The sequence below is a fragment of the Tropicimonas marinistellae genome (assembly GCF_001509585.1).
Taxonomy (GTDB): domain Bacteria; phylum Pseudomonadota; class Alphaproteobacteria; order Rhodobacterales; family Rhodobacteraceae; genus Tropicimonas; species Tropicimonas marinistellae.
This window is the reverse complement of record NZ_LNCI01000007.1, coordinates 311,954-323,714: the sequence shown is the minus strand read 5'-3', so window position 1 is coordinate 323,714 and position 11,761 is coordinate 311,954. Positions and strand designations below refer to the sequence as shown.

At 62.1% G+C, this 11,761-nt stretch carries 11 protein-coding genes; 5 read left to right on the top strand and 6 right to left on the bottom strand.

Annotated features, from left to right (window positions below):
• The first annotated feature begins 163 nt into the window (after nt 1-163).
• Both ARC39_RS16710 and ppk2 read left to right on the top strand, forming a co-directional pair.
• The gene (locus ARC39_RS16710; protein WP_438273270.1) at nt 164-613 is read left to right on the top strand and encodes a winged helix DNA-binding protein; all 450 of its coding nucleotides are present in this window, start codon (nt 164-166) and stop codon (nt 611-613) included.
• Nucleotides 614-891: 278 nt separating this feature from the next.
• On the top strand, nt 892-1,860 hold the full coding sequence (gene ppk2 / locus ARC39_RS16705; protein WP_068115972.1) for a polyphosphate kinase 2: 969 nt from the start codon (nt 892-894) through the stop codon (nt 1,858-1,860).
• A gap of 28 nt (nt 1,861-1,888) precedes the next feature.
• Here the strand turns inward: ppk2 and ARC39_RS16700 are convergent, their stop codons facing one another.
• The 3 genes from ARC39_RS16700 to ARC39_RS16690 are packed head-to-tail and all read right to left on the bottom strand — an operon-like array spanning nt 1,889 to nt 4,746.
• Complete coding sequence (locus ARC39_RS16700) at nt 1,889-3,199, bottom strand: TRAP transporter large permease (protein ID WP_068115971.1); 1,311 nt, start codon at nt 3,197-3,199, stop codon at nt 1,889-1,891.
• A gap of 4 nt (nt 3,200-3,203) precedes the next feature.
• On the bottom strand, nt 3,204-3,728 hold the full coding sequence (locus tag ARC39_RS16695; RefSeq protein ID WP_068115970.1) for a TRAP transporter small permease: 525 nt from the start codon (nt 3,726-3,728) through the stop codon (nt 3,204-3,206).
• 55 nt (nt 3,729-3,783) lie between these two features.
• On the bottom strand, nt 3,784-4,746 hold the full coding sequence (locus ARC39_RS16690; protein WP_068115969.1) for a TRAP transporter substrate-binding protein: 963 nt from the start codon (nt 4,744-4,746) through the stop codon (nt 3,784-3,786).
• Between the two features lie 156 nt (nt 4,747-4,902).
• Between ARC39_RS16690 and ARC39_RS16685 the strand changes: the two genes are divergently transcribed.
• Genes ARC39_RS16685 through ARC39_RS16675 form a run of 3 tightly spaced genes read left to right on the top strand, consistent with a single transcriptional unit; the run spans nt 4,903 to nt 7,405 of the window.
• Entirely contained in the window at nt 4,903-5,637 is a 735-nt protein-coding gene (locus ARC39_RS16685; RefSeq protein WP_068115968.1) for a 5-oxoprolinase subunit B family protein, read from the top strand.
• Nucleotides 5,634-6,650: a 5-oxoprolinase subunit C family protein gene (locus tag ARC39_RS16680; RefSeq protein ID WP_068115967.1), complete on the top strand. Its 1,017-nt coding sequence runs from the start codon at nt 5,634-5,636 to the stop codon at nt 6,648-6,650. Before ARC39_RS16685 ends, ARC39_RS16680 begins: the two co-directional genes overlap by 4 nt.
• Nucleotides 6,647-7,405 carry a LamB/YcsF family protein gene (locus tag ARC39_RS16675; protein ID WP_068115966.1) on the top strand — a complete coding sequence of 253 codons (759 nt, stop codon included), beginning with the start codon at nt 6,647-6,649 and terminating at the stop codon, nt 7,403-7,405. Before ARC39_RS16680 ends, ARC39_RS16675 begins: the two co-directional genes overlap by 4 nt.
• 167 nt (nt 7,406-7,572) lie before the next feature.
• Here the strand turns inward: ARC39_RS16675 and lsrF are convergent, their stop codons facing one another.
• From lsrF to ARC39_RS16660, 3 genes are read right to left on the bottom strand one after another with little or no spacing between them, the layout of a single operon-like run.
• On the bottom strand, nt 7,573-8,460 hold the full coding sequence (gene lsrF, locus ARC39_RS16670; protein ID WP_068115965.1) for a 3-hydroxy-5-phosphonooxypentane-2,4-dione thiolase: 888 nt from the start codon (nt 8,458-8,460) through the stop codon (nt 7,573-7,575).
• A 3-nt stretch (nt 8,461-8,463) separates the two neighbouring features.
• Nucleotides 8,464-10,008: an FGGY-family carbohydrate kinase gene (locus tag ARC39_RS16665; RefSeq protein WP_068115964.1), complete on the bottom strand. Its 1,545-nt coding sequence runs from the start codon at nt 10,006-10,008 to the stop codon at nt 8,464-8,466.
• Nucleotides 10,005-11,759 (bottom strand): glycerol-3-phosphate dehydrogenase/oxidase, encoded by a 1,755-nt coding sequence (locus tag ARC39_RS16660; RefSeq protein WP_068115963.1) that lies wholly within the window; start codon nt 11,757-11,759, stop codon nt 10,005-10,007. Before ARC39_RS16660 ends, ARC39_RS16665 begins: the two co-directional genes overlap by 4 nt.
• Nucleotides 11,760-11,761 lie beyond the last annotated feature (2 nt).

Below are 11,761 nucleotides of genomic sequence, written 5' to 3'. Positions count from 1 at the left end.
CTGGCGACGTGTTATGCGCGAACGGCGCAATCTCCTCGCAATTTGCCTTGTCATTTGTGATACGTTGGTAAAACGCCAACGACATACGGATACACTCGTGACCAACAACGCGCCGCGCCGCATCGTTTCATCCCGTCACCTCGCAGAAGGCGAGGGGTGGGAAATGTCCGAATTCGAGTATGGTATGATCATCGCCCACAACGCTTTCAACCGGTGGATGCAGCGCTGCATGGCAGCGGCGGGCGGCGCCGACCTGGGACCGTTGGACATACTCGTGCTCCACCACGTCAATCATCGCGGCCGGGAGAAGCGGCTGTCCGACATCTGCTTCCTGCTCAACATAGAGGACATGCACACGGTGAACTACGCGCTGCGCAAGCTTTTGAAGGCGGAGCTTCTGATATCTGAGAAGCGGGGCAAGGAGGTGTTCTACAGCACCTCGGAGTCTGGCCGACAGCTTTGCGACAGATACCGGGAAATCCGGGAGCAATGCCTGCTGGAGCCTGTCCTTCAGGGCGGCAACGATGGCGAGCAATTGCGGGCGGTGGCCTCGTTCCTACGCACCCTTTCAGGTCACTACGATCAGGCAAGTCGGGCGGCGGCATCGCTCTGAAACAGCCACGCTTCCCCAACAGGAAAGCAACCATTTGCCATGCGAATCCGCACCGGGGATTCATGTCGTGCTACCGAGGTGTTCGATTTGGCACGTGATTTCCGCTGCACTCAGATGGCGCGAATAATCGCCGCTCCGAGATAGATCAACGGCGGTTTCTCCCCCAATTCACATAAATCCGAGGTTTTGGATTTGTGGTCGCATAATTTGACTCATCTCAAAGTCCGAAATTCCAATCTGTGCAAGTGAGGTCAGATATTCAATGGCCGGGACCACACATGAACAAACCAATTGCCGCGGAAGCCACCGAACCAAAGACCGTCACCGTTGCGGAGGAGACGCCGACCGAACCTGTCGCGACCTCTCGACAACGGCCCGTCCGCAAGCCTGCAACGGCAGAAGAGGTGCGGCGCGCGTTCGAAACCGGGCGCTACCCCTACCGCAGCAAGATGCGCAGAACCGCCTATGAAAAGGAAAAGGCCCAGCTCCAGGCGGAGCTTCTGAAGGTTCAACTCTGGACCCAGGAGACTGATCAGAAATTCGTTCTTTTGTTCGAGGGTCGCGATGCTGCCGGAAAGGGCGGCACGATCAAGCGCTTTACCGAGCATCTCAACCCGCGGCATGCGCGGGTCGTGGCGCTGAACAAGCCCACCGAGACCGAAAGAGGTCAGTGGTTCTTTCAACGCTACCTGACAGAATTGCCGACCGCTGGCGAGATGGTCCTCTACGACCGCTCCTGGTACAATCGTGCCGGTGTCGAGCGGGTCATGGGGTTCTGTGAACCGAATGAATACCTGGAATTCATGCGGCAGACGCCGGAGCTGGAACGCATGCTCGTTCGCTCGGGAATCCGGCTTTACAAGTACTGGTTCTCTGTCACGCAAGCTGAGCAGAGACGGCGCTTTTCCAGCCGCGAAACAGATCCTCTGAAGCGCTGGAAGCTCAGCCCGATCGACAAGGCAAGCCTGGACAAATGGGATGATTACACGGAAGCAAAGGAGGCGATGTTCTTCTACACGGACACCGCCGACGCACCGTGGACAATCGTGAAGTCAAACGACAAGAAGCGCGCGCGCATCAACTGCATGAAACACTTCCTGTCGACGCTGGACTACCCAGACAAGGATAGCTCCATCGCCACCCCGCCCGATCCGCTCATCGTCGGTCAGGCCGGGCATGTGATCCACTCGTCCGAACACATCCTGGGCTCTTCCCTGCATCCGGAGAAACGTCGCTCAAAACGGTAGCGGAGGAGACGCCTCGTCTCCTTCCCTTTCAGTTCCCCATAGCGTTCGGCAGCATCGTCACGATTCCCGGGAAGAGCGTGATCAACAGCAAACCCAGCAAGAGTAGCAGGAAGAATGGTAGCGCTGCCCGCGCGACGCGGAGTATGTCGATCCCCGTCAGTCCCTGGATCACGAAGAGGTTGAAACCGACCGGTGGAGTGATTTGGCTCATCTCCACAACGAGGACAAGGAATATGCCGAACCAGAGTGCGTCGATACCCACCGCCTGAACGATGGGGAGGATTATGGACGTCGTTAGTACCACGACGGAGATGCCATCGAGAAAGCAGCCGAGCAGCACGAAGAACACCGTCAGCACGGTGAGCAGCGCATGGGGCGAAAGATCGAAGGTGCCGATCCAGGCGGCGAGGTTCCGGGGGATGCCGGTAAAACCCATGGCGATGGCGAGGAATCCTGCGCCGAACAGGATCAGCGCGATCATACAGGAGGTGCGGGTGGCCGACATGAGCGCGTCGAGGAATTCCTTGCGTCCGAAACTGCCCGTCATTGCCGCAAGCACCGTTGCCAGAACCACGCCCACGGCGGCGGCGTCAGTGGGTGAGGCGACGCCGGTGTAGATCGTTCCGATCACGCCGACGATCAGGAGCATCACCGGCAGCAGGCGGCGGGAGGCAACGAACTTCTCCCTAAGGGACATCGTGTCGGCCTCCTTGGGGATAGCCTGCGGCGACATCCAGGCGCGGATCATCACGTAGCCGCCAAAAAGGCAGACAAGCATGGCGCCCGGCAGTATCCCGGCGATGAACAGCCGGGCGATGGATTGCTCTGTGGCCACGCCGTAGACGATCAGGATGATCGACGGCGGGATCAGGAATCCAAGCGTGGCTGACCCCGCGAGCGTGCCGAGGATCAGGCTCTCGGGGTAGCCGCGTTCTGTGAGCTCCGGCACGGACATCCGCCCGATGGTCGCCGCGGTCGCCGCCGAGGAACCGGAGACGGCTGCGAAGATCGCACACCCCAGAACGTTCACATGCAGGAGCCGCCCCGGCATGCGGGTCAACCAGGGCGCGAGGCCGGAGAACATGTCCTCCGACAGCCGCGAGCGCAGCAAGATCTCACCCATCAGGATGAAGAGTGGTAGCGCCGCGAGCGGCCAGGAGTGGCTGTGCCCCCAGAGCGTCGTGGCAAGCACCAGCCCCGCGGGTGCATTGGAGAACGCCACGATCGCCACGAGGGCCATGATCAGGAGCGATAGCGCCACCCAGACGCCCGCGGCCAACAGCGCGATGAGCAGTGTGAGCAGAACGCCAAAGACGACGGGATCGGAAAGCTCTGCCATGTCGTCACTCCGATCCAAAGTCCACGAGCACCGGCGCGCGGTTGCGAATGGACTCGATGAGCGTATCGACCAGCGCCACCGTCAGCAGACCCAGACCCACTACCATCGTGAGCTGCGGGATCCAGAGCGGCACGGCGACGATCCCCGGCGAGGTGTCCCCGTAGTGCCAGCTTTCCGCAAGCAGCAGCACGGAATACCATGTCGCGTAGCCGACGATGCCCGCTCCCAGTGCGAGCGAGACGATTTCGGCCGCCCACTGACCTCGTGCCGGCAGGCGCGAAATCAGCAGGTTTACCCGGATGTGGGCCCCGGCCCGCAAGGTGTAGGCCATGGCCAGAAAGCTCGCTGCGGCGAGCGCGAACCCGGCAAAATCGGCATAGGACGGGATGGTGAATGAGAGTGCCGGGCCGCCGATCCGGGCGAGTATGTTCAACCCCACCTGTGACGACACGAGCAGGCAGATACCGAGAATACAGAGTGCGGCCAAGCCGCCCGCGGCAGTGTAGAGCGCATCGAGGACACGTCGCATTCAGGGCTCTCCCGAGTAGAAAGACCCCCCGTTGTCGGACGGGGGGTCGTTGGGATTATTGGTTGTAGGCGTCGAGAATGGCTTTTGCTTCGTCGGACGCGCTCTCGTTCCACTTCACGAGCATCTTTTCCCCAATCGCCTTGAGACCGGAGACCAGTTCATCGGAGGGTTGGACGATGGTGATACCGTTCTCTTCCATGATCTTTGTCTTGGCTTCAGCTTCGGCCTTCGACATCTCCCAGCCACGTTCCTCGGCAGTCGATGCAGCGGCCAGAACGGCTTCCTGAACCGCAGGGTCGAGGCCGTCAAATACGCGTTGGTTCACCACGACGATGTTCTTGGGGACCCAGGCATCGATCGCAGTGTAATGGGTGACGAAGTCCCAGGCCTTTGAATTGGCGCCGGTAGAGGGTGAGGTGATCATGGCTTCAACCTGACCGGTGGAAAACGCCTGCGGAATGTCCGCGGCCTCGATCTGGACCGGCGCCGCCTTGGCCAGCGTAGCCAGCTCCTCCAGCGCGGCATTGTAGGCGCGGAAGCGGAGTCCCGCGAGATCGTCGACCGTCGCAATCTCTCCGTTCGTGTAGAGACCCTGTGCCGGCCAGGGCACCGAGAAGAGCGGCATCAGGCCTTCCTTGGCCAGAAGATCTGTCACGATGGGCTTCTGTGCCTCCCAGAGTTTGGCCGCATCGTCGTAGGAGGTCGCGACGAAGGGTTGCGAGTCCAGGCCATAGGCGAGGTCGTCATTCGACAGGCGCGAGAGGAAGAACTCCCCGATCGGCACCTGGCGCGAACGAACGGCGTTCTTGATCTCTGCGTGCGGGAACAGGGAATTGGCGGAATGGACAGTGATTTCGAGGGCGCCATCGGTCGCCGTCGCGACCTCTTCCGCGAATTCGCGGATGTTCTGAGTGTGGAACGTCGCGTCGCCGTATGGCGTCGGCATGTCCCAGGTCTCGGCCACGACCGGACCGGCAACTGCGACTGCTGCGAGGATGGGGGCGGCAATCCGGATCATCTCGTTCTCTCCTGCTGGCTCGCCCGGTGCAATCCGGGCTGATGGTGAACCTATCAAGAGCAATACGTTGACAAATTGCAAGCGTTTCGTATCTGTATAGAGCGCCGTTGGCCGAGAATCCGGCAAATCGCCGCTTAATATGAGAGCAAACCCGAGATGGTTGATCGAAAAACCAGCTTTCCGCAAATCGCGACCCTCGGATTGGATGGCCTGTTGGTGCGATTCTCGGACCGTTTCGACGATGCCGCGAACCGCGCGGCTCTTGCGTTTCGCGGGGCTGCCGCCGCCTTGGAGGATGTCGAGGAAACCTCCGCTTCGCTGGGCGCGGTTTACCTTCGGTTCGACCCTCACCGGCTGCCGCACGCCGCCCTGGAGGAGCGCCTGCAGGCGCTGCTCGCCGACCGGGACTGGTACAAGGCTCCATTGCCTGCCGACCATCGTGTCTGGCAGATCCCGGCGGTCTATGGCGGCGAGCATGGGCCACAACTTGAGGCTGCCGCCGAGTTGGCCGGAACGGATGTCAACACTGCCATCGAAGAGCTTTCAACTGTCCGATTGCGAGTCATGGCGATCGGGTTTGCGCCCGGTTTCCCCTATCTCGGACAACTGGCCGAGCGGTGGAACCTACCCAGGCACGACGATCTGAAAACGGCCGTGCCCACAGGCGCTCTATGCCTGGCGATCCGCCAGTGCGTTCTCTTCCCCGCACAGAGCCCGACCGGCTGGCGGCATATCGCGACAACGGCCTTCCGCGGATTTCGGCCAGATCATGATAATCCGTTCCTCTTGCAACCGGGCGACGAAATCTCCTTTCCGGCGGTACCGGCGCGTGATTTCGGGCGTCTCATTGACTCGCCGCATGGCGGCGCAACTTGCGAGTCACTCGGATGAACGAGTTGATCGTTCATAGATCCGGTCCCGGCACAATCGTGCAGGATCACGGCCGCGCCGGGTATCTGGCACAGGGCCTCTCGCGGGGCGGTGCCGCGGACCGGGTCGCGCTGGTGGAGGGGGCGGCGCTACTTGACCAGCCACTTGGCCTCGCCGCGCTCGAATTCATCTCGAGCGTCGAGGTCGAGGTCACGGCGCCGACGTGGGTCGCACTAACGGGTGCGCCCAAACGGGCACGTCGCGATGGCGAGGCACTGAGCTGGAACGCTTGCCACCTCCTTTCTCCGGGGGAAAGATTGCATCTCGGGCCGGCAACGACCGGAAACTACGCTTATCTGCATGTGGCCGGCGGTATCGCGACGCCTATGCAGGTCGGAAGCCGCGGCGCACACCTGACCGCGGGCCTTGGCGCCACGCTCGCGGACGGAGCGCGGTTGCCATTGGGTGCCGACCCCGCCCCCCGAAGATGCGCCCGTTCCTTACCGACCGAAAACCGTTTCGCGGGCGGAGAGATCCGGATACTCGCTGGCCCGCAAACGGGGCTCTTTCCGCCCGAGGTTCTGGACCGTTTTCTCGCGACACGCTTTTCGCGCACCGCTTGGGGAAACCGGCAGGGCGTGAAACTGGACCATAGCGGGGAGGGTTTTCGTCCGGCCACCGGGCTAGATCTTGTCTCGGAGGTCATCGTACCGGGGGACATTCAGGTGACGGGTGACGGAACGCCATATGTTCTTGGCCCGGAATGCCAGACAATCGGGGGCTATCCGCGCATTGCCACGATCGTCCCACAGGATCTGCCCCGGGTCATGCAAGCCACGCCGGGTTCGCCGCTGCGCTTTCGCATGGTCGATCTTCAGCAGTCGCTGGACTCCCATCTGACGATCGAGAAGTTGTACGAGAATGCCCGACGGCGCATTCAGGGCCCGGAACTTGCGCTCCTCGACAACTTGATGACGCAGAACCTCATTTCCGGCGTAGTCACCGACATACTTGACGACGAGGACATATCATGAGCGGTAGAATCGATCTCAACGCAGACATGGGCGAAGGCTACGGCCGTTGGAGCATCGGCAATGACGCGGCCCTGCTGACCCACATCACCTCGGCCAATATCGCCTGCGGCATGCATGCCGGAGATCCCGACGTGATGGCGCAGACAATGGCTGCCGCGCTGGAGCAGGGCGTCAATCTCGGTGCCCATCCGGGTTTTCCCGACATCCAGGGTTTCGGACGTCGCCGCATGACGCTCTCCGAAACCTCGCTCCGCAACATGATACGCTATCAACTCGGTGCCGCTGCCGCGATGGCGCGCGCAGCCGGTGGCCGCCTGCGGCATTTCAAGCTTCACGGCGCGTTGTCGAACATGGCCTCCGAGGACGCCACGCTTGCCCGCATCTGCTATGAAACAGCGCTCGATTTCGACCCAGATCTCGTGATCCTGATTCTTCCTCTGACCGCTATGGAAGAGGTCATGCAATCTCTTGGAGGGAGTTGGGCGGGCGAGATTTTCGCAGATCGTGCTTACAACGAGGATGCAACTCTCGTAGATCGTTCCCTCCCGGGCGCGATTATCCACGACGCAGGCGTTGCAGCAGCGAACATGGCTTCGATGGTCCGCGAGCAGGCGATTATCTGCGCGTCCGGAAAGCGCCTGCCATGTCGTATAGATACAATCTGCGTTCATGGAGACACACCGGAAAGCCTTGAAATCGCGGGTGCTGTCCGTGCGCGGTTGGAGGGCGAGGATTACAGTGTTTGCCCTCTCTGACAGGGTATCTTTTTGCGACTGCCGGGTGCGGGAACGCGCAGCTGCTTGTCATCGGAAATCGAAGATCTTCTCGACGTCGGCAGAGGTGACACGAAGATACTCGTGATTGGCGCTGGCCCCGTGGGGCCAGCGTCGTCAGACGCCCGGGTTCGTGGCGTGTCGCGGGTCTATGCCGCCTTCTTTGGTTTCAGGTCACAGTACATTTCGAATGCCTGCCCAGCCGGGAGCAATTCGTGCACGATGGCGCTCACCGCCTTGATCATCGCGACCGGATCCTCGGCGCGGAAAATGTTGCGCCCCATGTCCACGCCCGCCGCTCCTTGATCCACTGCCCGGAAGGCCATCTCCAATGCGTCCCGTTCGGGAATCTTCTTGCCGCCGGCTATAACGATCGGAACAGGACAGCCCGCGCAAACCCGCTCGAAACCTTCCTCCACGAAGTAACTCTTCACATATTGGGCGCCGATTTCCGCCGCGATCCGCGTGGCAAGGCCGAAATAACGCGCGTCTCGCGCCATATCCTTTCCGACGCCGGTAACAGCGAGCGTCGGCATGCCGACGCGGTTGCCCGCATCGATGAGACGGATGACATTGTTGATCGACTTATGCTCGAACTCCGAGCCGATGTAGACCTGCGCTGCCATGGCCGAGACATTCATCCGAAGCGCATCCTCCATATCGACCGCCACGGTTTCGTTCGACAACTCTGCCATGATGGAGTTGCCGCCCGAGGCGCGCATGACAATCGGTTTTTGAACCGATGCGGGAACAGAGCTGCGCAAGATGCCGCGGGTGCACATCAGCACGTCCGCATGCTCGAAGAGCGGCTTGATGTTGACGTCGATCCGTTCCAACCCGGTTGTCGGGCCCTGAAAATACCCGTGATCGAAGGCCAGCATGACGGTGCGGCCGGAGGATGGCCGGAAAATCCGCGCCAGCCGGTTCTGCATCCCCCAGTCATAGGCGCCTGCACCTTTCAGGAAAAAGGGATCGTTCTTCGCGGGTGTGTCGAGTGCGAAATCTTTGCCGTCGTGGATATCGTCGAGATCGGCCATGGATTATCCTTTCCTCAATTTTCGGTTTTCCGCATCGAAATGCAGGAGATCGGCTTGCGGTGGCTGTGCCCAGGCGGCTTTCAGCGCCTCGAGATAGGCCAGCCAGCGTGCGTAGCGCGTGTCGAGCCGCGCGGTGGCGATGGGGTAGGGCGCCAGTTCGGTGCGGGTTGCGGCCAAGGCGCTTGCCGCTTCGGGGTAACTCGAGAAAAGCCCTGCACCGATACCAGCCGCCATGGCGGCGCCGCGCGCGCCCGTTTCCTCGCAATCCGCGATGCGGATCTTCATGTTCAAACTGTCCGCGAATATCTGCGCCCAGAGCGGCGACTTGGCCGCACCGCCGGAGAGCGTGGCCTCGGTGATGGAGCGTTCGGGGTCAAGTACCGCGAAATGGGCACGATGATTGAAGGCCACGCCCTCGAACAATGCGCGCACCATGTCGGCCCGCGAATGCCAGCTTCCAAGCGCATTGAAACCGCCGCGCGCGCCTGGGACCGGACCGGCATAGAGATAGGGATGAAACACTGGCGGTTCCTCAGCCGCCGGATCGGCCGCGGCGGCAAGTTTGTTGCAGAGTGCGTAGGGGGTCGTTCCTTTTGCGTCTGCTTCGCTGGCGATGAAGTTCTGTACAAACCACTCGAGGTTGGCCGCAGAGGTTGGCGATGCCTCGCAACTCACCCAGACGTCACGCCCAAGCACGGTGGCGAGCAGGGCGCGAGGCACGGCCGGGAGCCGACGGGCGAAGGTCTGATTTATCGACCAACTGCCGGCAACGATGGATGCCTCGCCGACCCGCGCCGTGCCGGCGCCGAGCGCGGAGGCAAGCACGTCAAAAAGCCCGGCCACAACCGGCGTGCCTTCCGCCAGACCGCTTGCGGCCGATGCCGCTGCGGTGACACGGCCAACAACTTCCTGGCTTTCTGCCCGCTCGGGGAGAAGCCGGCGCAGACCGCCGATGCCGTAGAGATCGAGCAAATCGTCGTCGTAGTCCAAACCCGGCAGGGCAAGCAGGCCGCAGCCCGCAAGATCCGACATATCCGAGCCGATTCTCCCCGTCAGGCCCTGCACGACCACATCCTTGCAAAGAAGCGCGTGGCCGGCGTCCTCGACGATTTCGGGCGTTTCTCGGGCCAGCCAGGCCAGCAGTACCGGCGTCATCGCAGGCCAGGGGCGCGTGTGCGCGGCGGCGGCAATGCGCTCGCCGAACTGCGCCGCCATCTCGGTGGCGAGGGATTCGGCGCGACTGTCCATAGACTGGATGCCCAGCAACGGCGCCCCTGCGCGGTCAAGCAGGTAAAGCCCGTTGCCATGACCGGCGGCACCGACGGCGCGGATCGCCCCGGGTGTCACGCCGGCCTTTTCAATGCAATCGCGGATCGCCCCTGCCGCCGCTTGCCAAAGGCCGCCCGGGCAGCGCTCGACGCAATGGGCGGCAGGTTGCCGTGTGGCAGAATTGCAGGAGGCAACGGCCACGGTACTACCATCGGGCGCGAAGAGCGCTGCCTTCACCATGGTATTTCCAGCATCCAGTCCAAGAAGATACTCGGTCATTCCGCTGCGACCTCCCTGTTGCATGTCGCCAAACCCACCCGCTCGGGTGTAAGGCCGTGATCCGCGACCAGCTTTTGCTGGAAGGCGGTAAGGCACGCGGTCCGATCCGCGTCGTTCCATCCCTTCGCCGTGGCAAGCCGGTCTGCCAGTGTGGCAAGCGTTTGCGCGTCGACTTGGCCCGCGAGTGCGATCACCGACCGGCGCAGCACGAGATCTTCCAACGTTTCGACCTGCTCATGCGCGACCAGATAGTCGATTTCCTTGTCCGAATACCCTGGAGGGCTTGCGAGTGGCTGCTCCCCCGCGAACGTTTGCGCCAGTGCTTCCGCCAGTGTGCCATACCGCGCCAATAGCGTGGCCACGCGGTCGTCGGGCAGACCGCTGCGCGCGGAGACCCGCGCAATCCAGTCCGCAGGGCTTTCCGGAAAGCTCTTTCCGCCACCGATTGCCAGGTCGTCCGTCGCGATCGAACGTGTGCGCCCAAGCCGTGCAAGCGTCTCGTCGGCAGCAAGCTCACCGAAGGCCCGAAAGGTCGTCCATTTGCCGCCGATCATGCAGAGAATCGGCGCGTGGTCGTCTTGCTTCGACGGATTCAGCCAGTGTGTGTAGTGCCCGCGCGGAATCTGACCGGTGGTGCCGGCGGCACTTACGGGTAGGGGGCGGACGCCACTGAAAATGAACCGGACCTGGTTTTCTCGGATCGTGATTCCGGGGAAGACGGTACGAAGACCTTCGAGGATGTAGGCGCGTTCCTCTTCCTCGCAGCGGATGCCGTCCGGGTCCGGCACCTTCAGATCCGTCGAACCTATCAGAACCATTCCATGCAATACGAAGAGTATGCAAATTCGACCGTCGAGGTTCTCATAGTAAACCATGTCCTCGCCGAGGATTTCCCGCAGCTCGGGGTGGTCAACCATGAGGTGCGACCCCTTTGTCCCCTCCACCAAGTTTTCGCGCGGCGGCGGAGAAAGGTGGCCGTTGGTCAGGTCCAGCCACGCGCCGGTGGCATTGATGACGATATCTGGTTTGCACGTCAGAGCCTTACCGGCAATGCGATCCTGAAGAATCACACCGTCGGGACCGATGGATGTCACGGCAAGGTAGTTGATCGTGGTCGCGTCGCATCCGGCGCGGGCGACATCCTCAAAGATCTCCGTGACCACGCGCTCGGGATGGCTGACCTGCCCATCGAAATAGGCGGCCGCGCACCGGGTGCGAGCAGGGAAGGCCGGGAACCGCGACATCGCTGCCTTTCGCATCAGGAATCGGCTGCGCGGCATGCCGCCACGTCCTCGGGTATAGATGTCGTAGAACCAAAGGCCCAGCCTCACGGGCAGCGCGCCCCGCCGCGACGGCGCGCGGGTCAGCCCGAGGAATTTGAGCGGTGCGTTGAGCGTTCCGGAGAACCAGCTGTCGATCGGCATTACCGTTCGCAGCGGTCGGACCTGATGCGGCGCGTTTGCCAGCAATCGGTTTCGTTCGTCCAGCGCCTCGCGGACGAGGTCGAATTCGCCGTTCTCGAGGTACCGCAGCCCGCCATGAACCATCCGCGATAGCGCCGAGGACGCTCCGGCGCAGAAATCGGCCTTGTCCACAAGTGCTACTTCGACGCCGTTCAGCGCCAGTTCGCGATATACAGACGCCCCGTTGATCCCACCGCCGATTACGAGAACCTGCGGGTGACTGCCGTCGAGACGGGCGAGCCTGGCGGCCCGCGCTTCGGGTGGCACGATCTGGAGTGTATCGGTCATCA